This is a genomic window from Streptomyces sp. NPDC054770, from assembly GCF_053611985.1.
Window position 1 is genome coordinate 1 of record NZ_JBSHBL010000079.1, and the last position, 26315, is coordinate 26315.

21 protein-coding genes are annotated in these 26315 nt (G+C 72.1%); 4 read left to right on the top strand and 17 right to left on the bottom strand.

Annotated features, from left to right (window positions below; all coding sequences use genetic code 11):
• From ACWGKQ_RS42170 to ACWGKQ_RS42180, 3 genes are all read right to left on the bottom strand, one after another.
• Positions 1-461 (bottom strand): GvpL/GvpF family gas vesicle protein (locus tag ACWGKQ_RS42170; RefSeq protein ID WP_453297342.1); only part of this gene is annotated, 461 nt, incomplete at its 3' end.
• 38 nt (positions 462-499) lie between these two features.
• A complete protein-coding gene (locus tag ACWGKQ_RS42175; protein ID WP_453297343.1) occupies positions 500-2347 on the bottom strand; it encodes a transketolase in 1848 nt (615 codons plus the stop codon).
• Positions 2348-2615: 268 nt separating this feature from the next.
• On the bottom strand, positions 2616-3074 hold the full coding sequence (locus ACWGKQ_RS42180) for a phage holin family protein (RefSeq protein WP_453297344.1): 459 nt from the start codon (positions 3072-3074) through the stop codon (positions 2616-2618).
• 88 nt (positions 3075-3162) lie between these two features.
• On the opposite strand from ACWGKQ_RS42180, the gene ACWGKQ_RS42185 reads away from it, so the two are divergent.
• On the top strand, positions 3163-3513 hold the full coding sequence (locus ACWGKQ_RS42185; RefSeq protein WP_453297345.1) for a VOC family protein: 351 nt from the start codon (positions 3163-3165) through the stop codon (positions 3511-3513).
• Between the two features lie 13 nt (positions 3514-3526).
• On the opposite strand, the gene ACWGKQ_RS42190 is transcribed toward ACWGKQ_RS42185, so the two are convergent.
• The 6 genes from ACWGKQ_RS42190 to ACWGKQ_RS42215 all read right to left on the bottom strand — a co-directional run bounded on the left by ACWGKQ_RS42190 (position 3527) and on the right by ACWGKQ_RS42215 (position 11232).
• Entirely contained in the window at positions 3527-5443 is a 1917-nt protein-coding gene (locus tag ACWGKQ_RS42190; RefSeq protein WP_453297346.1) for a DUF5107 domain-containing protein, read from the bottom strand.
• A 57-nt stretch (positions 5444-5500) separates the two neighbouring features.
• On the bottom strand, positions 5501-6064 hold the full coding sequence (locus ACWGKQ_RS42195) for a GNAT family N-acetyltransferase (RefSeq protein ID WP_453297347.1): 564 nt from the start codon (positions 6062-6064) through the stop codon (positions 5501-5503).
• A 99-nt stretch (positions 6065-6163) separates the two neighbouring features.
• Positions 6164-7105, bottom strand: a complete 942-nt coding sequence (locus ACWGKQ_RS42200; protein WP_453297348.1) for a S66 peptidase family protein — start codon at positions 7103-7105, stop codon at positions 6164-6166.
• 5 nt (positions 7106-7110) lie between these two features.
• Positions 7111-9045 carry a S9 family peptidase gene (locus ACWGKQ_RS42205; protein WP_453297349.1) on the bottom strand — a complete coding sequence of 645 codons (1935 nt, stop codon included), beginning with the start codon at positions 9043-9045 and terminating at the stop codon, positions 7111-7113.
• Between the two features lie 56 nt (positions 9046-9101).
• A complete protein-coding gene (locus tag ACWGKQ_RS42210; RefSeq protein ID WP_453297350.1) occupies positions 9102-10406 on the bottom strand; it encodes a M20/M25/M40 family metallo-hydrolase in 1305 nt (434 codons plus the stop codon).
• Positions 10399-11232, bottom strand: coding sequence for a M55 family metallopeptidase (locus ACWGKQ_RS42215; protein WP_453297351.1), 834 nt, complete (start codon positions 11230-11232; stop codon positions 10399-10401). Before ACWGKQ_RS42215 ends, ACWGKQ_RS42210 begins: the two co-directional genes overlap by 8 nt.
• Before the next feature lie 285 nt (positions 11233-11517).
• Between ACWGKQ_RS42215 and ACWGKQ_RS42220 the strand changes: the two genes are divergently transcribed.
• Genes ACWGKQ_RS42220 through ACWGKQ_RS42230 form a run of 3 tightly spaced genes read left to right on the top strand, consistent with a single transcriptional unit; the run spans position 11518 to position 14370 of the window.
• Complete coding sequence (locus tag ACWGKQ_RS42220) at positions 11518-11745, top strand: ferredoxin (RefSeq protein WP_453297352.1); 228 nt, start codon at positions 11518-11520, stop codon at positions 11743-11745.
• Positions 11742-13136, top strand: a complete 1395-nt coding sequence (locus ACWGKQ_RS42225) for an NAD(P)/FAD-dependent oxidoreductase (protein ID WP_453297353.1) — start codon at positions 11742-11744, stop codon at positions 13134-13136. The genes ACWGKQ_RS42220 and ACWGKQ_RS42225 overlap by 4 nt, the downstream gene beginning before the upstream one ends.
• Positions 13137-13149: 13 nt before the next feature.
• Positions 13150-14370, top strand: coding sequence for a cytochrome P450 (locus ACWGKQ_RS42230; protein WP_453297354.1), 1221 nt, complete (start codon positions 13150-13152; stop codon positions 14368-14370).
• Positions 14371-14564: 194 nt separating this feature from the next.
• Here ACWGKQ_RS42230 and ACWGKQ_RS42235 read toward each other — a convergent pair whose 3' ends face one another.
• The 8 genes from ACWGKQ_RS42235 to ACWGKQ_RS42270 all read right to left on the bottom strand — a co-directional run bounded on the left by ACWGKQ_RS42235 (position 14565) and on the right by ACWGKQ_RS42270 (position 26174).
• On the bottom strand, positions 14565-15593 hold the full coding sequence (locus ACWGKQ_RS42235) for a cytochrome d ubiquinol oxidase subunit II (protein ID WP_453297372.1): 1029 nt from the start codon (positions 15591-15593) through the stop codon (positions 14565-14567).
• Between the two features lie 11 nt (positions 15594-15604).
• Positions 15605-17077: a cytochrome ubiquinol oxidase subunit I gene (locus ACWGKQ_RS42240; RefSeq protein WP_453297355.1), complete on the bottom strand. Its 1473-nt coding sequence runs from the start codon at positions 17075-17077 to the stop codon at positions 15605-15607.
• A gap of 60 nt (positions 17078-17137) precedes the next feature.
• Positions 17138-17932, bottom strand: a complete 795-nt coding sequence (locus ACWGKQ_RS42245) for an SDR family oxidoreductase (RefSeq protein WP_453297373.1) — start codon at positions 17930-17932, stop codon at positions 17138-17140.
• Between the two features lie 185 nt (positions 17933-18117).
• On the bottom strand, positions 18118-19938 hold the full coding sequence (locus ACWGKQ_RS42250) for a glycoside hydrolase family 15 protein (RefSeq protein WP_453297356.1): 1821 nt from the start codon (positions 19936-19938) through the stop codon (positions 18118-18120).
• A gap of 55 nt (positions 19939-19993) precedes the next feature.
• On the bottom strand, positions 19994-21580 hold the full coding sequence (locus ACWGKQ_RS42255; protein WP_453297357.1) for a GMC oxidoreductase: 1587 nt from the start codon (positions 21578-21580) through the stop codon (positions 19994-19996).
• Between the two features lie 175 nt (positions 21581-21755).
• Positions 21756-22685: a cyclase family protein gene (locus ACWGKQ_RS42260; RefSeq protein WP_453297358.1), complete on the bottom strand. Its 930-nt coding sequence runs from the start codon at positions 22683-22685 to the stop codon at positions 21756-21758.
• Positions 22686-22847: 162 nt separating this feature from the next.
• Entirely contained in the window at positions 22848-23573 is a 726-nt protein-coding gene (locus ACWGKQ_RS42265; protein ID WP_453297359.1) for a class I SAM-dependent methyltransferase, read from the bottom strand.
• Positions 23574-23726: 153 nt separating this feature from the next.
• The gene (locus tag ACWGKQ_RS42270; RefSeq protein ID WP_453297360.1) at positions 23727-26174 is read right to left on the bottom strand and encodes an ATP-binding SpoIIE family protein phosphatase; all 2448 of its coding nucleotides are present in this window, start codon (positions 26172-26174) and stop codon (positions 23727-23729) included.
• Positions 26175-26315 lie beyond the last annotated feature (141 nt).

Here is a 26315-nt window from a genome sequence, read left to right on the forward strand (position 1 = left end):
GAGTGTCGTATATTTCGTCCATTTCCCGCGGGCCCCGGGGGCGCCCGGGCTGTTTGGTGGGCCTGATACATGGGCCCCCACCAACACCCCCGGCCTTCGAGCCGGTCGAGGGTCTGGAGGAAGTAGGCCTCGCGGGCCTCCATCATGGTCCGTACGCCGCTGTCGTCCCGGAACACCGTGGCCGGCCCGAGCGGGACCGGCGTGGTGACCGTGGTGAGGGCGTCGACCACGCCCTGATGGGCACGGGCGGTCGCGGCCAGCCACTCCGGATCCGCCAGACGGTTCCGCAGCGGCTCCTCGGCGAAGTCCCCCTCCGGGACCGTGCTGACGACGGCGACCAGGCCATGGTGCCTGACCAACCCCGCCGGGGCGCCGGCCACGCCGGTGAGCTGGGCCTGAAGGGCCGCCGCGAACGGACGGCAGACGGCGTACACGTACCGGAGCCCGCCATGTGCTGTCATCTGTCCTCCTCCTGACCCTGCGGCCGGCGTCCTGCGTCTCAGCGCACGACGGCCTCCTCCACCAGCAGTCGCCCGGCGGCCGCGATCGCGTCGGCGTCGATCCCCGCCGCGTGCAGCTGCTGGTCGGGCGCCGCCGAACCCGGCATGGTACGCACGGCGAGCCGGACCAGCCGCGGTACGGGCCTGCCGTCGGCGAACGCCTCCGCGACCGCGTCGCCGAGCCCGCCCTCCGCACGGTGGTCCTCGACGGTGAGCAGACAGCCGGTCTCCTCGGCGGCGCGGCGCAGCGTCTGCCGGTCGACGGGCTTGACGGAGTACAGGTCGACGACCCGGATCCGGATGCCGTCCTCGGCGAGCGCGTCGGCGGCCTTGAGCGCCTCGTGCAGGGTGACCCCGGCGGCGACCACGGTCAGCCGGTCCTCCTCGGAGGAGCGCAGCACCTTGCTGCCGCCGACCGGGAACTCCTCGTCCGGGCCGTAGATCACCGGGCTCGCACCGCGCGAGGTGCGCAGATAGCGGATGCCGTCGAGCCCGGCCATGGCCGCGACGAGCCTGGCGGTCTGGTTGGCGTCGCACGGGTAGAGCACGGTCGAGCCGTACAGCGCGCGGAACATCGCCAGGTCCTCCAGGCCCATCTGGGAGGGCCCGTCCTGCCCGATGGCCACACCCGCGTGCGAGCCGACCAGGTTGATCCCGCTGCCGCTGACGGAGGCCATGCGCAGGAAGTCACAGGCCCGGGTGAGGAAGGCGGCGAAGGTGGACGCGTACGGCACCCAGCCGCGCGCGGCCATGCCCACGGCGCCGGCGACGAGTTGCTGTTCGGCGATGTAGAACTCGAAGTAGCGGTCAGGGTGTTCCTTCCCGAAGAGCTCGGTACGGGTGGAGTCGCCGACCTCGCCGTCCAGCGCGACGACGTCGGCCCGGGCGTGGCCGAGCGCGACGAGCGCCTTGCCGAAGGCGTCCCGGGTGGCGACCTCGTCGCCCTGGTCGTAGCGCGGGAGTTCGAGTGCGCCGGTGGACACGGAGTGCAGCGCGCGGGCCGCCGGCGGCTCCTGCACATGAACGTGCAGGTCCCGCACTCCGCCGAGTTCGGCGATGGCCTCCTCGGGGTGCGGCAGCGGCTTGCCGTGCATACCCTCACGGTCCTCGACGGCGGCGACGCCCCTGCCCTTGCGGGTGCGGGCGAGGATCACGGTGGGCTGTCCGGCGGTGGCCGCGGCCTCGCCGCAGGCGCGGTCGACGGCGTCCACGTCGTGCCCGTCGATCTCCAAGGTGTGCCAGCCGAAGGCCTGGAAGCGGCGGGCGTAGGCGTCGAGGTCGTGGCCGTGCCGAGTGGGACCGCGCTGGCCGAGCCGGTTGACGTCCACGATCGCGGTGAGGTTGTCGAGGTGCTCGTACCCGGCGTGCTCGGCGGCCTCCCACACGGAGCCCTCCGCCAGCTCGCTGTCCCCGCACAGCACCCAGACCCGGTAGCGGCCGTGCTCCAGCCGCTTCCCGGACAGCGCGACCCCGACACCGACCGGCAGACCCTGCCCCAGGGAGCCGGTGGCGGTCTCCACCCACGGCACCCGGCGCGGGGTGGGATGTCCCTCCAGATGGCTGCCCAGCTTGCGGAAGGTGAGCAGTTCGGCGTCGTCGATGGCACCGGCCGCCTTGTAGGCGGCGTACAGCAGCGGCGAGGCGTGGCCCTTGGAGAGGATGAACCGGTCGTTGCCGGGGTGGTCGGGCCGCTCGAAGTCGTAGCGCAGATGACGGGCGAGCAGCACCGCCATCAGATCGGCGGCGGACATCGAAGAGGTCGGATGTCCGGACTCGGCCGCAGCGGCCGCCCGCACGCTGTCCACGCGCAACTGCTGGGCGAGTTCGACGAGTTCGGCGGTGTTCATGAGGCTCCTTCCGGGAGACGGTCCGCGAGGGATCGGGCGCGGTCACAGTCCGGGGTCGACGCGCCACGGTGTGCCTCCGGGAACACGCCGAGCCCCAGGGCCTCCCAGGTAACCGTAGGCTCGCCCCCGAAACACCGCGCGTCGAAAGACCTCCCGTCAAAGCGCCGCCCGCACAAGCGCGCCCCATGGGGGCGCGGGGAACTGCGCGACCAGCCCCCACCGGCCCGCGGCAGGCGACGACCGCAACGGAAACGGCGCTGACCGCAGGTCAACCCCGGTGATGAGGCGACTCCGGATCCGCACCCGGCATACCTGGCGCCCCCGGCGCCCCAGGCGGAGCCGCCGGCATGGGCGGATACGGCAACCCCAGCCCCAGCCCCCCGGGCGGCCCCGCAGGCGCCGTCCCCCCGACGACCCGGCGCGGTGCACGCGGCCTCCTCGGCCGCCCCGCCTGCCTCAGCGCACAGGCGACCACCCCCAGAATCACCGAGGTGACCAGCGCCGCGGCCCACCCCGGCAGCAGGATCGCCCACGCCAGCCCCACGGCCAGCGCCACGGCGGCCCCGGCGTACAGGGCGACCGCGCCGGACGCGCCGTACAGCACGGCGGCCCGCCGCCGCTTCCGGCCCTGCTCGCGCAGCTCGTCCCGGACGGTTTCGCGCGCGACCTGCGCCAGCTCGTCGACGAGGTCCTTGTCCAGATGTTCGAGATGATCCAGGTGTTCCATATCGTGCGGGTACCCGCACCGGAAATGCCATAACAGGAGATCACCGGAGGTGACACCATCCCGGCCCGCGGCAACTAGGCTCGTGCCCATGGAGATTCTGGGCGCCTCCCTGCGCATCTGCGTCGACGACATCGATACCGCGATCCCGTTCTACGAACGCCTCTCCGGCGGCAGAGCCCTCCGTTTCGAACGCGGCGGCGTCCAGGTCGCCGCGGTCGGCTCCTTCCTCCTGATGAGTGGACCGGAGGCGGAGCTGGAGGTGCTGCGCAAGGTGGCCGCGACGATCGCGGTGAAGGACGTCGACGCGGCCCGCCGGCTGCTGGACGAGCTCGGCGCCCGGGTCATCGCGGGGCCGGTGGCCACGCCCGTCGGCCGCAATCTGATCGCGATGCACCCGGACGGTTCGGTGTTCGAGTACGTCGACCAGCGCCAGGACTGATCAAGGACACAGATCAAAGGCTCTGCGGCCGCATCCCGAAGTCGTACCGGGCGGGCAGCGGCTCGTCGGCGAGCCGCGCCCACAGCCGGCCGATCGCCTCCGAGCCCTCCCGCAGGTCGGCGACCTCGAACCCGGCGTCGAACACGGCACGGGCCGCGGTCCGCCGGCCCTCCGCGAGGAGCAGTTCCGCTTCCAGGAGCCGGAAGCGGCCGCGCTCCCGGGTCGCGGGCAGCAGGGTCTCCCAGACGGCGCGGGCGTCCGCGACCCGCCGTACCCGCAGCAGTGCCTCGACGGTCTCGCGGCCGAGCGCCGCGCAGGCCGCGGTCCACGCCTCGCCGTCGTCGCGGCGCTCCCGGCACAGGTCGTCGAAGGCGTCGGCGTACCGCTCGGCGGCCCGCTCGTGGTGCCCGTACTCCTGGTCGGCGACGGCGAGACAGCGCAGCAGCGGCCAGAGGGACGGGGCGAGCGGGAGGGCCCGCTCCCAGCTGCGGACGGCCTGGGCGCGGTCGCCGGCGTGCCACTGGGCGACGCCGAGGTGGTACTCGGTGTGCGGGGTGGCGGGGGCCGTCTCCAGCATGTCGCGCCAGTGCGGGGCGACCAGGGTCGGTCCGGGCGGCCGTACCCGGCGGGGTTCGGGCAACGTGCCGGTGCGCAGCAGTTCCCGCCAGGGGGCCTGTTCCTCGGTCAGCGTCGGCTCGGCGAACGGCGTGCCGGGCAGCTTCCAGTCGGCGCGCAGCACTTCGAGGGCGCCCCAGCCCGAGCCGGTGGCGAGGAGTTCGCCGGGTTCGATGTCGGCGTACGGCTTCCAGGCGGCGTGCGCGGCATCGAACTCGGCGCGCGACAGGGCGAGTTCGAGCTCATTCTCGACGCTCTGCGGCGCTGCCGACAGCGGTCCGTACGCCTCCAGCCAGGACACCTCGCTCTCCGCGTCGAGGCGAACGTGTTCCAGCTGGGTGCGGGCCAGTCCGGCCTGGATCTCGCGGTAGCCGCCGGTGCCGGTGCCGCAGAGCCACTCCTGCCAGCGCCGGCCGCCGGGCCCCGCGCCCCACACGAACTGCTTCCGGCCGCGCAGTTCGTCGGTCGAGGTCTGCACCAGGCCGTGGCCGTCGGCGTCGAACGCGGCGATCCAGCGGCGCCGTCCGTCCGGGATGTCGTAGAACCAGTCGGCCGGGTACGGCTGTTGCGCGTCGTGGGCCGGGACGGGCGACCGGCGCAGCCGCCGCTCGTACCCGAACTCCCAGGCCTCCTCGGCCGGGACGACGACCCGGCGGTCCTGCGGTACGGCCGTGTTGGACCACCAGTAGACCGGCACCGGGTGTTCGTGCGGGTTGCGGACGCGGACGCCGGCGTACAGGAAGTCGGAACCGTCCGGCAGCCAGAGGTCGACCTGGAAGGGCAGGTCGCGCAGCCGCTCCCACTCCCAGAGCCGGAGCATCTCGCCGCCGTCGGGGGCGGGGACGCGGGCCGCGTGGAGCGGGGCGCAGGAGAGGGTGGTGTGGCCGGTGGCGCCGATGTTCCACTCGATGCCGCCGGCGTACCAGGCGCCGTTGAGGGCGAGGTCGGCGGGCTGGAACACCGGGTTGCGGTACAGGAGTTCGCGGCCGGTGGGCAGGTGGACGAGGGAGGCGATCCGGCCGCCGAGGCCGGGCAGCACGGTGGCGCGCAGCCGGTCGTTCTCGATCACGAGGGCGTCGAGATCGCGGGGTGTGCGCGCTCTGCCGTAGCCGTCGCGGACCCGGACCGGGAGGAGGCTGCGCAGCGGTTCGTAGCCGAGCTGGCGGGCCATGTCCCGCGGCAGGTCCTCCCGGTCGCGCTCGTCGACGTGGTGGATCTCTTCCAGGGGGCGGAGCGGCGGCAGCGGGTTGTCCGGGCCCAACTCCGCCGCGGGCAGGGTCAGTACCTCACGTCGGATCCTCGTCACGATCACCATGGAACCCGGCACCGGGTGAGCTGGCCAGGGGAGCTGCCGGTCAGGATTGCGCAAAGGTCAGCCGGTGGACCGCATCTCCGCCGTGATCGCCCAGCGTTCGTGGTCCCGCCAGGCCCCGTCGATGTAGATCATGTTCGGTGAGAAGCCCTCCAGCCGGAACCCGGCACCGCGGGCGAGCGCGATGGACGCGGCGTTGCCGGGCTGGGCATTGATCTCCAGCCGGTGCAGCCGCATCGGCCCGAAGGCGTAGTCCACGACCAGGCCCATCGCCTCGCGCATCAGCCCGCGCCCGGCGGCGTGCGCGAACACGCCGTAGCCGAGCGCACCGCACTGGAAGCCGCCCTCGACGATGTTGTTGATGTTGATGAACCCGGCGATCGCCCCGTCGTGCTCCCCGGTCCCCTTCTCGCAGACCAGGAACCCGGCCTTGCTGCGGTCCTCGATCAGCCGCCCCGCGTAGCCGGCGTAGGCCGCGTCCGTGGTGGGCGGGAACAGCCAGGGCTGGTGGAGGTCCTTGCTCTCCCTGGTCCGGGCGATGAACTCGGCGCCGTCCTCGTAGGTGAAGTGGCGGATGCCCACGCGGGGGCCCTCGGCGAGATAGCGGGAAGCGGTGTGCGGCATCCCGTCACCCTACGCGGGGCTGGCTCGGGAGTTTCACGAAATACGACCCGCAGGTCCGGAGGGCCGCGCCCGGCGGGCAGCGACCCTCCGGGTGGGCGCTCAGCGCAGGGCCGGTTCCAGCAGCGTCAGTGTGCCCGTGTCCGCGTCCAGCTCCGCGGCCACGCCGAGCGGGACGGTCAGGGCCGCCTCGCAGTGCCCGAACCCGAACTCCTCCAGCACCGGGACGCCGAGGCCGCCGAGCCGGTCGAGGAGCATCGCCCGTACCTGATCGTAGGGCCCGCACCGGTCCCAGGAGCCGAGCAGGATCCCGGCGACGCCGTCGAGCCAGCCGGACCGCAGCAGCTGGGTGATGCTCCGGTCGAGGCTGTACGGCGCCTCGCCGACGTCCTCCAGAAGGAGCAGACCGCCCCGGGCACCGGTGTGGGTGTGCGGGGTGCCGACGCCCGTGGCGAGCAGCCGCAGGCAGCCGCCGACGGTGACGCCCCTGGCGCGGCCGCCCACCAGCGCGGCGCCCCGGGAGGGGACGGTACGGACCGTCTCCGGGGCGAAGAGGGTGGCCCGCAGGTGGTCCTGTGCCTCGGTGCTCTTGACGAAGTCGGCGCCCGCGGCCACCGGCCCGTACAGGGTGGCGAGCCCGAGCCGGGTCGCGAACGCCTCGTGCAGTACGGTCGCGTCGCTGAAGCCGACGAACACCTTCGGGCCGGCCGCCCGCATCGCCTCCCAGTCGAGCAGGTCGACGAGGCGCTGTGCGCCGTAGCCGCCGCGCGCGCAGAGCACGGCGGACACGGACGGGTCGCACCAGGCCCGCTGGAGATCGGCCGCGCGGTCGGCGTCGGAGCCCGCGAGGTACCCCAGCTCACCGTCCGTGGCGAGCACATGGGGTGCCACCACCGGGTCGAGGTCCCAGCCGCGCAGGATGTCGAGGCCGGCCTGGAGCCGCTCCTCGACCACCGGCCCGCTCGTCGCCACCACGGCGACCCGGGCTCCGGCGGAGAGCCTCGGCGGTCTGGTCCGTGCGGTCACTTCGGTCGATACGGCCACTTCGGTCACTTCACCAGTTCCAGCTCGGGGATTCCGGGCACGTCGAGCCCGAACACCTGAGCGTAGAGGGCGAGCTCGGACTCCAGGGCTCGGACCAGGGTGTCCGCGCGCCGGAAGCCGTGGCCCTCGCCCGCGAAGGTGAGGTAGGCGTGCGGTACCGGGCGGCCGTCGAGCCGGGCGAGGAAGCGTTCGCACTGCGCGGGCGGGCAGATCACGTCGTCCAGCCCCTGGAGCAGCAGGAAGGGCGCGGTGAGCCGGTCGGCGTGCTCGCTGGGCGACCGCTCGACGTACCGCTCGGGCACCTCGGCCAGCGGTCCGATCAGGGACTCCAGGTACTGGGACTCGAAGTCGTGGGTCTCCCCCGCGCCCCAGCTGGTGAGGTCGAGGACGGGGTAGGAGATGGTGCCGCAGGCGTAGACGTCGGTGCCGGTCAGGGAGGCGGCGGCGGTCCAGCCGCCGGCGCTGCCGCCGCGGATCGCGAGCCGGGCCCGGTCGGCGGTGCCCTCCTCGGCGAGGGCGAGCGCGACGGCCGCGCAGTCCTCGACGTCGACCACGCCCCACTGCTCGCGCAGCCGCTCCCGGTACTCCCGCCCGTATCCGGTGGAGCCGCCGTAGTTGACCTCGGCGACCCCGATGCCCCGAGAGGTGAAGTAGGCGATCGCGAGGTCGAGGACGAGCGGAGTCCTGCTGGTGGGGCCGCCGTGCGCCCAGACGACGAACGGCGGCAGCTCGCCCTCGGGGGCGGTGTGGCCGGGGTGGTGGGGCGGGTAGATGTGGGCGTGCACCTCGCGGCCGCCGGGACCGGCGAAGGTGCGGACCTGCGGCTCGGGGTAGTGGGCGGGGTCGACCGGGTCCTGGTGCGGGGTGCCGACGACCCGGGTGCGGCCGGAGGAGGTGTCGAGTTCGACGACCTCGTGGGCGGTGCGCGGGCCGGCGCCGACGGCGAGGACACGGGTGCCGTGCACGGCGAGGGTGGCGGAGAACTCGGTCCACGGTCCGGCGGCGTCGGCGGTCTCGCCGGTTTCCGGGTCGAGTATCCCGAGTGCCAGCGGCCCGCGCCCGTGGAGGACGGCGATCAAGCCGTTGTCCAGCGGCGCGAACCAGTTCTGGCCGAGCCGCCAGAGCGGCCCCGCGAACTCCTCGTCGCGCGGGCACAGCGGTTCGTCGTCGCGGTAGAGGTTCCACCAGCCGCTGCGGTCGCTGGTGTACAGCAGCCGGTCGTCCGCGGACCACTCCACCTGTGCGACGGCCTCCGTGGGACCGCCGGCCACGGTGCGGACCGAGTGCAGGACACCGTCCGCGCCGACCTCGCCGACCAGCAGTTCGGTGCCGTCCCAGGGCATCCGCGGATGGTCCCAGGCGAGCCAGGCGGCCCGGCGCCCGTCGTGCGTCAGGCGCGGTCCGGTGACGAACCGGTGCCGTCCGTCGGTGAGTTCGCGTACGGCGGCCCGGTCGTCGGCGGCCGAGCCGTCCAGCGGTACGGCGGCGAGCACCCGCCGGACGTCGGTGGGTGCGGCGCCCGTGAACTCCTCCAGGACGCACCAGACTTCGCCCCGGTCGAGCAGCAACTGCGGGTCGGCCCAGCGACGTCCGGGCGGGGTCAGCGGCCGGGGTGCCTCGCCGGGCCGGTACAGGTACAGCCGCTGGTCGTCGAAGTGGACGAAGACCAGCAGGGGTTGACCGCCGTCGTCGGGTACGGCACCGGTCCAGGGCCGTCCGCCGTACTCGATGACCCGGCTGCGGACGTTCCACGGCGCGGGCAGCACGGACTCCCCGGTGCTGCCGCGTACCAGGGTCCTGCGGCCGCCCTCCGCCGGCCGGGGCTCGGTCCACCAGGGCTCGTCGCCGACGAAGCCCACCCATTCGGCGAAGCCGTCGTGCGCGGCGGCCAGGGCCGCGTCGATGGGTGAGGGCCAGGAGCCGTACGCCTTCGTCTCCACGTTCTCTCCTACTCGCCGATGCCGTGCCGCTCTGTGCTACTCCGTACTACTCCGTGCTATGCCGTGCGCAGGAAGCGCTCCAGGACCCGGACGCCGAAGTGCAGGGCCTCGACGGGGACGCGTTCGTCGACGCCGTGGAACAGGGCCTGGTAGTCCAGGTCCTCGGGGAGCTTGAGCGGGGCGAATCCGTAGCCGGTGATGCCGAGCCGGGAGAACTGCTTGGCGTCGGTGCCGCCCGACATGCAGTACGGCACCACGTGCCCGTCGGGGGCGAACTCCTCGACGGCGGCCCGCATCCGGGCGTACGTCGGTGCGTCCAGCGGTGCCTGGAGGGCGACCTCGCGGTGGTGGAACTCCCAGTCGACGTCGGGGCCGGTGAGGTGGTCGAGGGTGGCGCGGAACTCGTCCTCGGTGCCGTACAGATAGCGTCCGTCGACGAAGGCGACGGCTTCGCCGGGGATGACGTTGACCTTGTAACCGGCGTTGAGCATGGTCGGGTTGGCGCTGTTGCGGATGGTGGCCTCGACCAGCCCGGCGGCCGGGCCGAGCTTGTCGAGGAGCACGTCGACCTCGGCGAGGTCGGGTTCGATGCCGTAGAGCGCGGCGAGTTCGGTGAGGGCGGCGGTGACCGTCGGGGTGAGCCGCAGCGGCCACCGGTGCTCGCCGATGCGGGTGACGGCCGCGGCGAGGCGGGTGACCGCGTTCTCCTTGTTGACCTTGGAGCCGTGTCCGGCCCGGCCGCGTGCGGTGAGCTTGAGCCAGGCGGTGCCGCGCTCCCCGGCGGCGATGGGGTAGAGGTGCCGTCCGGTGCCGTCGTGGAAGGTGAAGGCGCCGGACTCGCCGACGCCCTCGGTGCAGCCCTCGAACAGTTCGGGGTGGTGGTCGGCGAGGAACCCGGAGCCGTCCTCGGCGCTGGCCTCCTCGTCGGCGGTGAAGGCGACGACGATGTCCCGGCGCGGCCGTACCCCCTCCCGGGCCCAGGCCCGCACCACCGCCAGGATCATCGCGTCCATGTTCTTCATGTCGACGGCGCCCCGCCCCCACACGACCCCGTCGCGGATCTCCCCGGAGAACGGGTCGACGCTCCAGTCGGCGGCCTGGGCGGGTACGACGTCGAGGTGGCCGTGGACAAGGAGCGCGTCGGCGGCGGGGTCGGTGCCCTCGATGCGGGCGACGACGTTGGTGCGCCCCGCGGTCCGCTCGAGAAGGATCGGCTCCAGGCCCGCCTCGGCGAGCCGCTCGGCCGCGTACTCGGCGGCGGGCCGCTCCCGGCAGTCGCCGCCGCCGAAGTTGCTGGTGTCGATCCGGATCAGCTCGGAGGTGAACCGGACGACCTCGTCCAGTGCCTGCTGGTCAGCCATACTGCTCCTCCACCGCGGCGGAGACGATCGTGGTGACCGCCTTGAAGGTGCGGATGCCGTCGTACATGGTCCCCTCGGTGTACGCCACCTTCCGCTCGCCGACCTGCTCCACGCCGGGGACGACGGTGGCGGCCAGGGCGAGGTGCTCGGCGTCGACCTCCAGGGCGATGGTGAACGGTCCGCCGGCCACGGGTTCGTGGCGCACCGCGAGCCGGGCCGCGTCCTTGGCGGCGGCGCGGATGTCGGCGGCGGTCCGGGCGGGGGTCCGGCACACGGCCGCGTACCGCGACACGTGGTCCTTGACGGCGACCTTGAACGCCTCCGGCGCGTAGCCGAGGGCGTCCTCGCAGGCCAGGTCGTCGCCGGTGACGAGGACGACCGGGACGCCGTACTCGGCGACGACGTGCGCGTTGAGCAGGCCCTCGCTGGCGCGGACGTCGTTCAGCCAGACGCCGGTGACGGAGTTGGGCAGGTAGGTGTGGGCGAGGACGCCCTCCATGCCGGCGCCGGTGTGGTAGCCGACGAAGGCGACGCCGTCGACGTCGCCGTGCTGGACGCCCTCGACCATGGACAGCGTCTTGTGACGGCCGGTGATCATCTCGGCGCGGTCGTCGAGCTGCTCCAGGAGCAGGTTGCGCATGCTCCAGTGGGCCTCGTTGATGAGGACCTCGTCGGCGCCGCCGTCGTAGAAACCGAGGACGGCGGCGTTGACGTCGGAGGTGAACATCGGCCGGCACCGCTCCCACTGCGGCGCGCCGGGCAGCACGTCGCCCGGCCAGGTCACCCCGGTGGCGCCCTCCATGTCGGCGCTGATGAGGATCTTCATGGTGCCTCACGTTACGCGTCGGCAAGGGAACTTCCTACAAGGCCGCGAGGAGGTTGCCCCCTCTGCCGGGACGGCTTCGGTACCAGATCGGCAGGACACTCCTTCCCCGGGTGCCGGTGAGGTACCCAGGGCCTAGGCTTTTGACTGCGAGGTCACGTTCTCCGGGCGGTTTCGCAGACCGCGGTCGCGTCATTCGCGACGATCCGTTCTTTCTGTGGAGACCCGACGAGCCTCCCTTCGCCCAGGCTTCAGGATCCACAGCTCGCAGTCCCTGTGGAGGTCGGGATGAGAATTGTCGTGGACCTTTCCCGATGTGAGGGGTATGCGCAGTGCGCGTTCCTCGCTCCGGACGCGTTCCGGATGCACGGCGAGGAAGCGCTGATGTACGACCCGAGCCCCGACGACGCCCAACGCGACCGGGTGCTGCGCGCCGCGGCCGCCTGCCCCGTCCAGGCGATCCTGGTCGACCGGCTGGAGGAGCAGAACGCACCGGCGGAGGCGTCGTCGTCATGACCAGCGCCGACAACCTGCAAGCGTTCAAACGCGACGGCCGCATCGTGATCGTCGGTGCGTCGCTCGCGGGACTGCGGGCGGCGGAAGCTCTGCGCGGCGAGGGGTTCACCGGGTCGTTGACCATGATCGGTGACGAGCTGGGCGAGCCCTATGACCGGCCTCCCCTGTCCAAGCAGGTCCTGACCGGGTGGGTGCCGGCCGGAGACACCACGCTGCCGCGGCGCCGTGACATCAACGCGGAGTGGCTGCTCGGCGTGCCCGCCACCGGGCTGGACCTGGCGGCCGACCAGGTGCGACTCGCCGACGGACGCGAGATTCCCTTCGACCGGGTACTGATCTCCACCGGCGTACGGGCCCGGCCCTGGTTCGTCGAGTCCGAGGCGGCCCTGGACGGTGTGTTCGTCGTGCGGACCCGTGAGCATGCCGAGGGCCTGCAGCGGGCGCTGGCCGCCGGGCCCTCCCGGGTGCTGGTGATCGGTGCCGGCTTCACCGGCTCCGAGATCGCCTCCATCTGCCGCGAGCGGAACATCCCGGTGACCGTCGCCGAACTCGCGCCGGCCCCGCTGGTCGGGGCCCTCGGCGCCATGATCGGCGAGGTCGCGGCCGACATGCAGCGCGCCCACGGCGTCGACCTGCGCTGCGGCGTCAAGGTGACCCGGCTGGAAGGGGACGCACAGGGGCACCTCCGCCGCGCGCACTTCGACGACGGCAGCACGGTCGACGCGGACGTGGCGGTGGTGGCACTGGGCGGGATCCGCAACACCGAGTGGCTGCGGGGCTCGGGCCTGGCGGCCGGCGTCTGGGGAATCGCCTGTGACACGGGATGCCGCGCCCTCACCCTCGACGGCCTGATCACCGACGACGTCTTCGTCGCCGGAGACGTGGCGCGTTGCCCGAACCCCGTCTACGAGTACCGGCTCATCTCGCTGGAGCACTGGGCGAACGCCGTGGAGCAGGCCGAGGTCGCGGCGCACAACATGGTCAGCGGCCAGGCGGACCGCTGGCCCCATCTGTCCATCCCGCTGTTCTGGTCGATCCAGTTCGGCGTCAACATAAAGTCCGTCGGCGTGCCGACCTTCGCCGACGAGGTGGCCGTCACCCAGGGGTCGGTGTCCGACCACCGCTTCGTCGCCGCGTACGGCTATCAGGGCCGCGTCACCGCCGCGGTGAGCTTCAACAACGCGAAGTGGCTGGACCACTACCGGCGGTTGATCGAGACGGCCGCTCCGTTCCCGCCGCCCTGCCCCACACCGGACCAGCCCGTCGACATGAAACCGGTGCCGGTCGACTTCCCCGGCCCCACCCTGCTCGCCCAGGGCGCCACCGTGGTCGTCACCGGTCACGACCCGGGTGAGCGGCGCGTCACGGCCGCGCAGCAGCACCGCCGGTAGGAGGGAAGGCGAGATGACCACGACCGAGATGCCCGACACACTGCACCGGATCCTCGACTACTCCTCCCGGGCCGACCCGTATCCGCTCTACGCCGAGCTGCGCAGGACACCGGTGGCCCGGCAGGAGGACGGCAGTTACGTCGTCAGCACCTACCGCGAGATCGCGGACCTGCTGCACGATCCGCATCTGAGCTCCGACGTGCGCAATCTGTCGCGGCCGATGTCCGTGGCTCAGGGCGAGAGCACGCCCGCGTTCATCAACATGGACCCGCCCGACCACGACCGCCTGCGGCGGATGGCGATGCGGCACTTCGGCCCCCCGCACACCCCGGGGCTGGTGACGAGCCTGGAGCCCGCGCTGTCCGAGACCGTGGGCGGTCTCATCGACGACTTCGCGGGCAAGGAGCGGATCGACATCGTCGACGACTTCGCCTACCCGTTCCCCGTCGCCGTGATCTGCCGCCTGCTCGGCGTGCCGCGCGAGGACGAACCGAGGTTCAGCGTCTGGGTGAACGACGTCGTCAACTCGATCGACTACGACCCCAGGACCGACCCGAAGGAGAAACTCGACAGGGGTGTGCAGGCCCGCAAGGACCTGCGTGAGTACCTCGGCGGGCTGCTGGAGCAACGCCATGGCAAGCCGGGCGACGACCTGTTGTCACGGCTGGCCCACGACGACGGGCCGGACGGGCAGATGGCCGACGAGGAGATCGTCGCCACCGCCAACCTGCTGCTGATCGCCGGCCACGAGACCACCGTCAACCTGATCACCAACGGCATGCTGACGCTGCTGCGCCACCCGCAGGTGCTGCGGCGGCTGCGCGACGACCCGGACCTGGTCGTGCCGCTGGTCGAGGAACTGCTGCGCTACGAGCCCCCGGTGCACATCATTCCCTGGCGGGCGGCGTACAGCGACATCCCCGTCGCCGACACCGTCATCCCCAAGGGCTCGCAGATCATGCTGATGCTCGCCTCGGGCAGCCGCGATCCGAACCGGTTCCGGGATCCCGACCGCTTCGACCCCGATCGCCCGGAGAACCAGCACCTCGGCTTCGGCAGCGGCATCCATCTGTGCTTCGGCGGCCCGCTGGCCCGGCGGGAGGCCCAGATCGCGCTGACCGAGCTGGTACGCCGCCTGGACCGGCCCGGACTGGTCGCCGACCCGCCGCCGTACCGGCGCAGCCCCGTGCTTCGGGGTCCGATCCATCTGCAGATCGAGCAGGCCGCCGCTTGACCAGTACGGTCGGCGGTTCACGAGTGGTGATCGTGATCGGCGTGTCGTCGTCCGGCAAGTCGTCCACCTCGCCCTGGATCCGCTGGAGGCCGACGAGCCGGGCGTCACCATCGACGCGTCCGGCGACCGGGAGCAGGTCCCGGCGACGGCGCTGCGTGCGGTGACCGAGGCTCACCGGTGGTTCGCCGCCAGGGTCACCCCTCCTCACCCGTCGTGCCGCCGCGCCGCAGCTCGGCGTCGGTGAGCTCCTCCAGCACACCATGGGTGTCCAGCCAGTAGAGCAGGGCGACCGCGGGAAAGATCAGCACGACGGCGACGAGGGTGACGAGACCGAGCCAGCGCAGAGTCGTGTGCGCGCCCGCTCCGTCGGCGACGGTGAGCGAGGTCGGGATCAGGTAGGGGCGCTGGGCCATGCCCCAGGCGAGGACGGCCGACGCCACCACGCCGACGGCCGTGACCCGCGACCAGTGCGCGGAGGGGCGGGTGAGCAGCCATCCGGTGGCGAGCGTGGCCAGTGCCGACACGATCACGAAGACGAGCCCCACGCCGTGGGTGAGCCCGTGCCACACATGGGGGGCGTCCCCGTGCGTGACGACCAGGGTGATCACGGCGAGTACGGCGACGACCGCCAGGGCCGCCAGGGCCCGCCGCCGGAAGTGGCCGTCGAGGTCCGGCGCGGCGAAGCGCCGGGCGTCCGCGGCCAGGAACACGGCACCGAGCAGGGCCGTGGTCGCCACGGCGAGCAGGCCGAACAGCAGCGAGGTGGGGTTGGCCCAGGCGTCCGTCGACGCCGTCGTGGCCGCGGTCACCCGGCCGGAGGCCACTCCCCCGGCCGCGGCGCCCAGGAAGAACGGCGTGAGCAGCGAGGAGACGGCGAACATCGCACCGTACAGACGCCGGCCGGCCAGCCTGGTCAGGGGCCTGCGCAGGGCGAAGCCGGCCCCGCGGAGCACCGTGCCGACGGCGGCGAGCGCCAGCGGCAGCCACATCGCCGTGAACACCCGCTGGAAGAACCCGGGGAAGCCCGTCCACATGATGACCAGTACGAAGATCAGCCAGACGTTGTTGACCTCCCAGACCGGAGCCATCGCCTGGTCGATCAGCCGACGCGCGCGCCTGCCGCGTTCCGCCCCGCCCGCGGTCAGGTCCCAGAATCCGGCTCCGTAGTCGGTGCCCCCGCCGCAGGCGTAGGCGGCGACCGCGAGCAGCAGTACGACCGCCATGACTCCGGCGATCACCTCCGGCCTCCGGTGGACGAGGCGCCTGCGTCGCCCCCGGACCCGGCCGTGGAGCGCGGCCCGTACGGCGTGTCCGTCTCCGGTGCCTCCTGCGGAGCCGGGGCCTGCGGTCCGCCGCCCTCGTCGGCGAGCCGCCACCGCGTGCGCATCTTGAGCAGCACCACCAGGAACGACCCGAAGACGACGACGTACACCACGACCACCAGCCCGAACATGATCCACAGGCTGGTCGCACGGGTGGTCGTCACCGCTTGCGCGACGCGCATGTTCTGGTACACGATCCACGGCTGGCGCCCCACCTCGGTGGTGATCCAGCCGCATTCGACGGCGGCGACGGCGGCCACGCCCGCGCACGCGGCACCGCGGTAGAACCACGGGGAGACCGGCAGCCGACGGCGGCGCAGCCATACCAGGGCGTACCAGAGCGCGAGCAGGAGCAGCAGCGAGCCCAGGCCGACCATGGTGTCGAACGCGAAGTGGGTGATGGTGGCCTCGGCGGTCGTCGGCCGGTCGCCGGCCGGCACCGCCGTGAGGCCGGTGACCTTGGTGTCCGGGCGGAAACCGGCGAGGATCGAGTCGAGTTGGGGGATCCTGATACCGCCGCGGATCGTCCCGTCCGGCTGGAGCCGGCCGAACAGGTACTCCGGGACATGGGTGTCGGTCTTCCAGACGATCTCCGTGGCCGCGAACTTCACCGGCTGCTTCTGGAAGACCTGCCGGGCGATGGAGTCACCGAGCATGAACTGCACCGGTGTGCACACCGCGGCCAGCGTGAAGGGGATCGTGAAACCGAGGCGGTGGTACCGGTCCCGGCGTCCGCGCAGCCATCCGACGGCGTAGACGCCGGCCACGACATAGCCCGCCGTCACGAACATCGCCATGACGAAGTGCCAGTACTGCGGGCCGAACATGGGGGTGAAGACCGCCTTCCAGATCTTCACGTCGACCGGGTTGCCTGCGGAGTCGAGGGTGAAGCCCCGCGGGGTGTTCATCCACGAGTTGGCGGCCAGGATGCCGAAGGCGCCGAGCAGGGCCGCGAGGGGCAGGGGCAGTGCGAGCAGGAAGTGGGTGCGGGCGGGCAGCCGTCGCCAGCCGTAGAGGTAGACGGCGATGAGGACGGCCTCCAGGAAGAAGGCCCAGGCCTCGACCCCGAAGCCGATGCCGAAGACGTCGCCCCAGCGGCCCATCATGCCCGGCCACAGCAGCCCGAACTCGAAGGAGAGCACGGTGCCGGTGACGACGCCGATGGCGAACTGGACCGCCATCACCGCCGACCAGCGGCGCGCCAGCAGCAGCGCGGTCTCGTCACCGCGGCGCAGGCCGTAGCCGTGCATGATCAGTGTGATCAGCGGCAGCGCCACGCCCAGCGGTACCAGGATGATGTGGGAGGCGAGGGTGAAGGCCATCTGGGATCTGGCCGGGAGCATCTGCGCCGGCGTGTCCGCCAGCAGCGTGACCGTGAAGTGCATGGGCGTCTCTCGGTGGGCCGACGGCTGGGCCGGCAGATGGGCCGACGGGAACGGGGCGGGTCAGCCGCCGGTGGCGAAGCCGGGGAAGAGGGTCATCCCGCCGTCCACGTAGAGGGTGGTGCCCACGACGTAGTCCATGAGGTCGGAGGCGATGCCGACGACCGCGTAGGCGATGTCCTCGGGGTCGCCGACCCGGTCGTAGGGGATCAGCCGCAGGAGGTCCTTCTGGGCCTCCGGGGTCTCCCAGGCGCTGCGGTTGATGGGGGTCTTGATGGCCCCGGGGGCGACCGCGTTCACCCGGATCTTCTTCGGGGCGAGTTCCTGGGCGAGGGTCTCCATCATCATCTGGACGCCGCCCTTGGAGGAGGCGTAGTTCACGTGTCCGGCCCACGGGATGATCTGGTGCACCGAACTCATGCAGATGATCTTTCCGGCGGCGCGCGAGACCTCGGGTACGACACCGCGCCGGACGAACTCCTTCGTCGCCTCGCGCGCGCACAGGAACTGACCCGTGAGGTTGACGTCCAGCACCTTCTGCCACTGGGCGACGGTCATCTCGGTGAACGGGGCGTCGCGTTGCAGTCCGGCGTTGGCGACCAGGATGTCGATCGTGCCGAACTCCTGGACCATGCGGTCCATCATCGCCACGACCTGGGCCTCGTCTGACACGTCCGCCTCGTAGGCCGCCGCCCGCACGCCGAAGGAGGTGATCTCCTCGACGACCTGCTCGGCGTCCTCGCGTCCGGCCACGTAGTTCACGACCACGTCGGCCCCGGCCCGGCCCAGGGCGACGGCCGTGGCCCGGCCGATCCCGGAGTTGGCGCCGGTGACCAGCGCCTTCTGCCCCTTGAGCAGATGCGCGGGGATCACGTTCCGCGGCGCGACCTCGGTGGCACTCACGATGTCTGTCTCCTCCACTGCGTGGCCCGGATCAGCCGGGCCGTGACCCGGAGGTTCAGGCGCCACCCAAACACCGTGGACGGGGAGCGGCGTCGCGGACGAGTCCGCGTTGGGCCGACCGGCCGAGGATCTTCGCCCGATCAGCGCTGCCAGAGCCGGTCGAGCGCGTCATTGAGTGTCGTGGCGGCCATGATGAGGGACAGATGGGTGAAAGCCTGCGGGAAATTCCCGAGTTGTTCTCCGCTCGGGCCGATCTCCTCGGCGAACAGGCCGACATGGTTGGCGTACGTCTGCATCTTCTCGAAGGCGTACCGGGCCTCGGCGAGCCGCCCGGCGCGGGCGAGGGCGTCGACGTACAGGAACGTGCAGAGGCTGAACGTTCCCTCGGTACCGCGCAGTCCGTCGGGAGACGCCTGGGGGTCGTAGCGGTAGACCAGGCTGTCGGAGACGAGGACGCGGTCCATGGCGTCCAGGGTGGTGAGCCAGGCGGGGCTTCGGGGGGAGATGAATCCGACCCGGGGCGCGAGCAGGAGGGACGCGTCCAGGACGTCGCCCCCGTAGTACTGGACGAGGGCCTGCTCCTTGTCGTTCCAGCCGCGTTCCATGACCTGGTCCAGGATCTCGTCCCGGGCGCGGGTCCAGCGCACGGTGTCGGCCGGCCTGCTGAACTCGGCCGCCAGCTTCAGGCCGCGGTCGAAGGCGGTCCAGCACATCACCCGGCTGTAGGTGAAGTCCTTGCGGCCGCCCCGGGTCTCCCAGATCCCTTCGTCGGGCCGGTCCCAGGAGTCGGCGAGCCAGTCCAGGGTGGCCGCGAGGCCCTTCCACCCGTGATAGCCAGCGTGCTCGCCGACCTCACGGCCCTCGGCCAGGCCGTACAGGGCCTCGCCGTAGATGTCGAGCTGCAGCTGGTCGGAGGCGGCGTTGCCGGCCCGGACCGGGTACGAGCCGCGGTACCCCTCGAAGTGCTGCAGGATCTCCTCCGTCAGATGCGGGTCGCCGTCCACCCGGTACATGATCTGCAGGGGTTCGCCGTCCCGTCCCTCGTGGGCGTGCAGGCGGTCGCCGAGCCATCGGATGAAACTGGTCGCCTCGTCCACGAAGCCGAGATCGAGCAGGGCCCGGATCGACAGGGACCCGTCCCGGACCCAGGTGTACCGGTAGTCCCAGTTGCGCTCGCCGCCGACCTGCTCGGGCAGCCCCATGGTGGCGGCGGCGACCGGTGCGCCCGTGGGGGCGTAGGTCAGGAGCTTGAGCGTGATGGCGGAGCGGTGCACCATGTCCGTCCAACGGCCGCGGTAGCGCGAGGTGCGCACCCACAGCTGCCAGAAGTTGATGTTGTCCCAGGCGTCTTCGGTGATCCGCTCGGTGGTGAGGGGCGGTGGCGCCTGTCCGCCCGGCGGGCACATGGTGAACACCGCGGCGGCCGCCTCTCCGGCGTGGAGCGTGATGGTGCCCCGGACGTCCTGCCCGTCCTGTTCGAACGGGATGTCGCTCTGCAGGTGCGCGGTCGCGCCCGGGGCGTGGAACGTCGCCCGCTCCGGTGTCAGGTCGAGCCGGTGGCCGGCCCGCGCGTAGTCGAACCGCGGCCGGCAGACGAGCTCGAATCGCACGGTGCCGCGCACCGTGCGGGCGACACGCACCAGCTGGTGCCGGTCGGTCGCCTTCGAACCCGGCTGGACCGGCATGTAGTCGAGGATCTCGCCGACTCCGTCGGGTGACATGAAGCGGGTCACCAGGAGGGCGGTGTCCGGGTAGTAGAGCTGTTTCCAGGTCCCTTCGGGGTGCTCCGGCGCGAGCAGGAAGTAGCCGCCGCCGTCGTGGTCGAGCAGGGCGGCGAAGACGCTGGGCGAGTCGAAGCGCGGCGCCGCGAACCAGTCGATCACGCCGTGGGACGACACCAGAGCGGTGGTCTGCAGGTCCCCGATGAGGCCGTGGTCGGCGATGGGCGGGTAGCGGTCCATTGCGGTCTCCTTGCTGGTCCCCTGCTCGGGGTGGAGTCGGCCCGGGGGCGGGGGGTCATTGCAGTCGCTCCGCGATGTGGTCGCCGACCCGCAGGGCGTTGGCCATGGCGGTCAGCGAGGGATTGACCGCTCCGATGCTCGGGAAGAAGCTCGTGTCGACGACGTAGAGGTTGTCGAGGTCGTGGGCCTTGCAGTTGACGTCCAGGGCCGAGTCGGCGGGGTCGCTGCCGAAGCGGACCGTGCCCGCCTGGTGCGCCGTGGCGCCGATGGGCATCCCCTTGTGCAGGTAGATGCTGCGCGACAGAAGCTGGTGTTCGTGCATGCCCAAGTGGCTGAGCAGGCCCTGCAGTTTGTGCCGCAGGCGCTCCAGCCCGGCGATGTTGTTCTTCTCGTCGAGGGCGAGGTGGATCTGGTCGTCCCGGTCCAGGGTGACCCGGTTGCCGGCGTCCGGCAGGTCCTCCCCGCACAGCCAGAAGTCGACCGCGTGGTGGGCCAGCACCTCGAACGGCATGTCCGGCGCGACCGCCCCGGCCCAGCGGGGCGCTTCGCCGTGGATCTGCTCGGAGTCGGACTTGCCGAGCATCTGGATCCCGCCCAGGGGGTAGTCCCAGTCGTCGGATCCCAGGTACCAGTCGTGCAGCGCCAGGGTCTTCTGGAACTTGGTGTCGTTGGGTTCCCTGGACACGGCCATGAGAGCCATGTTGTTGTGCCGCATGTAGTGCCGGCCCACCACGTCGGAGCTGTTGGCCAGCCCCCGCGGATGCCGGTCGTCGGCCGAACGCAGCAGCAGGACGGCGGAGTTGACGGCACCGCAGGCCACGATCACGATGTCGGCGCCGAACTCCACGGTGGCGGGGTCCCCGTCCCCCACGGTGGCGACGACCTTGGTGACGCTCCGGCCGTTCGCATCCGTCTCGAGGCGCCGTACGTCCGCATGCGTGACCATCTCGACGTTGGGGTGTTCCAGGGCGGGGTCGACGCAGATGACCTGGGCGTCGGACTTCGCGCCGAGCAGACAGGGGAAGCCGTCGACGCGGTCGCAGCGGATGCAGGCGCTGGTGCGGACGGCCCGGCCCCGGTCGTCCTGGGTGAGATTCACGCCGATCGGGAGGTGGAAGGGGTGCAGCCCCTGCTTCTCCAGGTCGTGGCCGAGCTGCTCGATGCGCGGCTCGTGCTGGACCGGCGGACAGGCGTACTGGGCACTGGTGGGGCCCTCGGTGGGATCCTCGCCGTGCCGGCCGTGCACGAGGTAGAGGTGTTCGGCCTGCGTGTAGTAGGGCTCGAAGTCCTCGTAGCGCAGTGGCCAGGCGGGGGAGATGCCGTCGTGGTGACGGATCTCGCCGAAGTCCTCCGGGCGCAGGCGGAAGAGGGCGGCGCCGTAGAACTTGGTGTTGCCGCCGACGTAGTAGTTGACCTCGGGCGGAAATCGGTCGCCGTTCCGGTCGAACCAGAATTCCGGAGCTCGGTACTTGCCCTTGACGAAGACCGCGGTGGAGTCCCAGTTGTCGCGTTCACGGGGCAGATAGCCGCCGCGTTCGAGAAGGAGGATCCGCTTTCCCGTGCCCGCCAGCCGGTGCGCGATGGTGCCGCCGCCGGCACCGGTACCGATGACGATGACGTCGTAGTGCTGCGCTTCGGTCATACCGGCCACCGCCCTCGGAGCCTTGTCCGGTCCTGCCGGGGTGGCGGAGACAGCCGCTCCCGGCCGGTGTCCGTCCCCGTTCACCAACGTATCTCCGGGCGGTATGCCCGGCGAGTTGGGCCATGCGGGTGCGCCGGGGACCGCGCGCGCACGGACGGGCGCGCGGGGTCACCCGTCACAGGACGGCGAGCGGATTGACCGGGGAACCGGTGGCCGAAGCCAGCCGCAGCGGAGCGATCACGCAGAGGAAGGACCAGCGGCCCTCCCGCGCGCAGACCGGCGCGAGATCCTCGAACCGCAGATAGTCGAGCAGATGCAGTCCCAGCGCGTGCACGGCGAGCACATGCACGGGGAACTCGACCCCCTGCACGGCGCTGGGGGCCGTGTCGTTGTTGCCGTCGCTCCCGAGCACGGACACCTCCCGCTCCGCCAGGAACGCCATGGCGTCCGGATGGAGCCCGGCACGGCCGGCGGACACGTCCCAGGGGCCGAGTTCCTCGCGCCGCAGACGGTGTCCGACCCGCACGAGAACGATGTCGCCCCTGCCCACCCGGACCCCCTGCCCGGCCTCCGCGGCGACGAGGTCGGCGGCGGCCACCCGCGACCCGGGTTCGAGCCAGGGGACGCCGTGCAGCCGGGGAATGTCGAGGAGCACCCCGCGGCCCACGATGCCGTCGCGGGCCAGGTCGACGGAGAGGGCGCCGGCGCCGTCCGGTGAGAGCACGTCCGCGGCCGGCAGGCCGCCGTGCAGCGTGCCGTCGTAGATGACGTGGCACAGCGCGTCGAGGTGGGAGTCCACGTCGCCGTGGATGTTCATGGCGAGACGGTCACGTGCGAAATCCAGGCCTCGGGCACGGGGGTGGCCACCGGCCGGAGCGATCAGCCGGTGCTCGGCCGGATCCGGGTCATCCGGCGCGGTCCGCGTGTTCACGGGGGCCGCCAGCGACACCGCACGTCCGGACCGCACCTCGCGGACGGCCGCCAGCACCTGCGCCCCGGTGATCGTCTCCAAGGCGCTCCGGTGCGCGCCGCCGGGCGCCGACTCCCTCAGCCGCCGGTACAAGGACCGGAAGTCCGCCTCGCTCATCACATCGGACGTCCGCATCTCCCCACCATCCGGCAGCGGCCGGACTCCCGCACACCGAGCCGCCCGCACCGGGACCACCGGGCTGCGCCCTGCCGCCCCGGACCCCTTCCCGGCGGGCGGCTATCCACCGCTCGACGCCCGATCCTGCTCCGCGCCGCGGGTCACGGCACCATCCGTTCCTCAGCTCTCGCGGCCCGCCAGCACCCACTTCGACGGCAGAACGATCAGCTCGCCGTCCGGTGTGGACTCGGTGGTGGTCAGGGGAAGTTCGCCGCTCGCGAGGACGGTGAGGCCGGCGTTGCGCAGGTACTCGGGGACCGCGGCGTCGTCGACCTCGCCGGGGGCGATGCCGTGCCGGAAGACCGGGGCGAGCTTGGGGGGCGGTCCCGACGGGCTCTGGGCGAGGCCGCCGAGGACGGGCCGGGCGGCCTCGGAGAGCTCGACGAGGAAGGCCCGGCCGCGGCTGCCGACGAGGGTGGCGATGGCGTCGATCACCGGCTGCCGGTCGTCGGGTTCGCACTGGTGCAGGACGCCCCGCATGTAGAGGTTGGCGTCGCCGAGCTCCGCGTGCAGGGCCTGGGCCTCGCTCTTCTCGGCCGCGTCGAGCAGCCGGTAGCCGGCCTGTCCGCCCGGGTCGGCGTGCCGGGCGTGGTCCAGGGCGGCCTCGGCGATGTCGGTGCCGAGGACGTGCGGGAAGCGCTCTGCGAGGAAACGGGTCTGGGTGCCGTTGCCGCAGCCGAGGTCGACCAGGGGCAGGCCGGGGTCGGTGAGGTGGGGTTCGAAGAGGGCGACATGGACGGCGGCGGTCACGGCCGGTTCGGCGTCCCAGAACACCGCCCCCGGTTCTTCGGGCGCCTCGCGCCAGAAGCCCTCCCAGGCATTCCGGTATCTACTCGTCACGCTCATGGCCCAACTCCCCAGGATGCAGCCGCGTATGACCCGTCGTAAGTGACGGGCCAGTACGGTTTACCCTGCGCAGGTTTCGGCCACAAGCGCCCGGCGCGTTCCTTCACCCCGCGTTCGACGGATGTGCGCCCCCGGAGCCGCGGCGCGCCCGGGTCAGCGGCGCCGGGCGGTGAGTTCGAACCAGACGGTCTTCCCGGCGGCCGTACGGCTGGTGCCCCACTCCCGGGCGAGGGTGGAGACCACCCGCAGTCCGCGTCCCGCCTCGTCGCCGGGTTCGGCGCTGAGCAGGGTCGGCAGGGTGTGGTCGTCGTCATCGACCTCGCACAGCAGGGTCTCGCCGCGTATCAGCCGGAGCTGGACCGGGCGGCTGTGGGAGTGCCGGACGGCGTTGGTGACGAGTTCGCTGACCATCAGTTCGGCGGGGTCGGCGAGCCGGGCCAGGCCCCAGTCGTGGAGCTGTTCGCGGACGGCGGCGCGGGCGCGGCGGACCTCGGCCGGGTCCAGGGCGAGCCGCCATTCGGCGACGTCCTCCGGCTCGATGCCGTTGAGGCGGGCCATCAGCAGGGCCACGTCGTCCTTGCGACCGCCGCGGGTGTTCAGGGCGCGGATGATGGTGTCGCAGGCGTCGTCCATGGAGGCGGCCGGGTGGGCGGCGGACTCGCACAGGGTGGCGAGGCCGACGCCGATGTCCTCGCCGCGCATCTCCACCAGTCCGTCGGTGCACATGACCAGCCGGTCGCCGGGGTCGACGCGCACCCGCAGCGACTCGAAGGCGACCCCGCCGACGCCGATGGGCGCCCCGGTGGGCAGGTCGAGGAGTTCGCTGCGCCCGTCGACCGCCCTCACCAGCACCGGGGGGATGTGGCCGGCGTTGGCGAGGTGCAGTTCGCTCTCGATGGGGTCGTAGACGGCGTAGAGACAGGTGGCGAGGTAGCTGTCGCCGAGGCGCTGGGCCAGGTCGTCGAGGTTGCGCAGGAGCTGGGCGGGCGGCAGGTCCAGGGCCGCCATCGTCTGGACGGCGGTCCGCAACTGGCCCATCATCGCGGCCGAGTTGAGGCCGTGGCCCATCACGTCGCCGACCACCAGGGCGGTGCGGGCGCCGGGCAGTTTCACGGAGTCGAACCAGTCGCCGCCGACGCGGCCGAGCAGGGTGCCCGGCAGGTAGCGGGTGGCGATGTCGCAGCCCGCCATGCGCGGCGGGATGTGCGGCAGCATGCTGTCCTGGAGGGTCTCGGCGACGCTCTCCTGGTAGGTGTACATGCGCGCGTTGTCGAGCACGAGCCCGGCGCGGGCGGCGAGTTCGGCGCCGGTGACCCGGTCCATGTCGTTGAACATCTCGCGCTCGGGGTGGCGCAGCAGGATCATGAAGCCGAGCACGACATTGCGTGCCTTCAGCGGTACGACCAGCATCGAGCGGCCGGTGATCAGCGGCCGGATGTCGCGCTTCTCGAACTGGGAGGCGATGGCGTGGCCCATCTCCACGCTGATCCGCGGCACCAGGACCGGCTCGCCGGTGGTCATGCACTGGAAGAACGGGGTGTGCGCCGGGAACGGCATGGCCTCGCCGACCGGGACGACGTCGTCCCAGCGGCCGGGTTCGTCGGTGTGCTCCAGGGCGACCCGGTGCCACATGGTGGTGGTGTCGGGCACGCCGTCCGCGAACTCCTCGCCGGCGACGACCTGTTCGCGCAGATAGGTGCCGGCGACATCGGTGAAGCGGGGTACGACGGCTCTGCTGACCTCGACGATGGTGCGGGACAGGTCGAGCGAGGTGCCGATCTTCCCGCTGACCTCGTTGAGGAACTCCAGGCGCTCGCGGACGGCCGCGTACTCCAGGTCCTCGCCCTCGTCGTCGGCGAGTTCGACGGGCACCGGCAGGCCCTGGGCGGCCACCCGGGCGGCCCGCTCGCGGCGGGCCATCCGCTCGGTGCGCCGGGCGACGCCCCAGTCGGGGGTCACGGGCACCCGGTCGTTCTGACTGAACTCCAGGATGGGGTAGCCGAGTTCGAGGACCTGGGCGACGATCCGGGCGCTTTCGTCGACGCTCATGCTGGGCAGGATCTCGGGGAGCCTGCGGGCCAGTTCCTCGGCGCCGGGGAAGTCGGTGTGCAGGGCGAAGCCGGGCGCGATGCGCTCGAAGGCGATGCCCTCGTCGTGTTCGGCCCGGCGCAGCCGCTCGGCGTCGGCGGCGAGCACCAGCAGCCGTTCGTCGCCAGGACCGACCAGCGGGTAGGCCCACCAGAGCACATCGGCGCGGTCCTGGTCGGGCACGGTGATCCGGGCGCGGCCGGCGGCCGGGAAGTTCAGCCGTCCGTCGAGGGAGGACTCCAGGTCGGGTCCGAGGCCGTCGTACGCCGCGTAGGCGCCGTACGGGGTGATCTCGTCGTCGTCGGGCAGCGCGCCGGAGACGGGCAGCAGGTCGAGGACGGAGCGGCCGATGGCGTCTTCCTTGGCGGCACCGAAGAGCCGCCGGGCGCCGGTGCTCCAGTGGGAGACCCGGCCGTCGCGGTCGACGACGACCACGGCCAGGGGGATGCGGCCCGGAGCGCCGTCCCCAGCACCGAGGCTGGGATGTGCGTCCCGCTCGCTGCCATGGTCCATGGCCCAGGCCCTCTCTCCCCACGGCTCCGCAAAAGATCTGTGCCGCCCGTCACTACCGTACGGTGGCCGCCGGTTGCGATGTGTGGCAATCCTGGAATTGGTTTCACCGGATCGCCCGGGTGCGCAGGTCGGCGCCCCCGA

What these genes read in the sequence shown, in the direction of transcription:
- ACWGKQ_RS42175 (WP_453297343.1), bottom strand. Translation starts at nt 2,347, where the DNA reads ATGAACACCGCCGAACTCGTCGAACTCGCCCAGCAGTTGCGCGTGGAC.
- ACWGKQ_RS42180 (WP_453297344.1), bottom strand. Translation starts at nt 3,074, where the DNA reads ATGGAACACCTGGATCATCTCGAACATCTGGACAAGGACCTCGTCGAC.
- ACWGKQ_RS42185 (WP_453297345.1), top strand. Translation starts at nt 3,163, where the DNA reads ATGGAGATTCTGGGCGCCTCCCTGCGCATCTGCGTCGACGACATCGAT.
- ACWGKQ_RS42190 (WP_453297346.1), bottom strand. Translation starts at nt 5,443, where the DNA reads ATGGTGATCGTGACGAGGATCCGACGTGAGGTACTGACCCTGCCCGCG.
- ACWGKQ_RS42195 (WP_453297347.1), bottom strand. Translation starts at nt 6,064, where the DNA reads ATGCCGCACACCGCTTCCCGCTATCTCGCCGAGGGCCCCCGCGTGGGC.
- ACWGKQ_RS42210 (WP_453297350.1), bottom strand. Translation starts at nt 10,406, where the DNA reads ATGGCTGACCAGCAGGCACTGGACGAGGTCGTCCGGTTCACCTCCGAG.
- ACWGKQ_RS42215 (WP_453297351.1), bottom strand. Translation starts at nt 11,232, where the DNA reads ATGAAGATCCTCATCAGCGCCGACATGGAGGGCGCCACCGGGGTGACC.
- ACWGKQ_RS42220 (WP_453297352.1), top strand. Translation starts at nt 11,518, where the DNA reads ATGAGAATTGTCGTGGACCTTTCCCGATGTGAGGGGTATGCGCAGTGC.
- ACWGKQ_RS42225 (WP_453297353.1), top strand. Translation starts at nt 11,742, where the DNA reads ATGACCAGCGCCGACAACCTGCAAGCGTTCAAACGCGACGGCCGCATC.
- ACWGKQ_RS42230 (WP_453297354.1), top strand. Translation starts at nt 13,150, where the DNA reads ATGACCACGACCGAGATGCCCGACACACTGCACCGGATCCTCGACTAC.
- ACWGKQ_RS42235 (WP_453297372.1), bottom strand. Translation starts at nt 15,593, where the DNA reads ATGGCGGTCGTACTGCTGCTCGCGGTCGCCGCCTACGCCTGCGGCGGG.
- ACWGKQ_RS42240 (WP_453297355.1), bottom strand. Translation starts at nt 17,077, where the DNA reads ATGCACTTCACGGTCACGCTGCTGGCGGACACGCCGGCGCAGATGCTC.
- ACWGKQ_RS42250 (WP_453297356.1), bottom strand. Translation starts at nt 19,938, where the DNA reads ATGGACCGCTACCCGCCCATCGCCGACCACGGCCTCATCGGGGACCTG.
- ACWGKQ_RS42255 (WP_453297357.1), bottom strand. Translation starts at nt 21,580, where the DNA reads ATGACCGAAGCGCAGCACTACGACGTCATCGTCATCGGTACCGGTGCC.
- ACWGKQ_RS42260 (WP_453297358.1), bottom strand. Translation starts at nt 22,685, where the DNA reads ATGCGGACGTCCGATGTGATGAGCGAGGCGGACTTCCGGTCCTTGTAC.
- ACWGKQ_RS42265 (WP_453297359.1), bottom strand. Translation starts at nt 23,573, where the DNA reads ATGAGCGTGACGAGTAGATACCGGAATGCCTGGGAGGGCTTCTGGCGC.
- ACWGKQ_RS42270 (WP_453297360.1), bottom strand. Translation starts at nt 26,174, where the DNA reads ATGGACCATGGCAGCGAGCGGGACGCACATCCCAGCCTCGGTGCTGGG.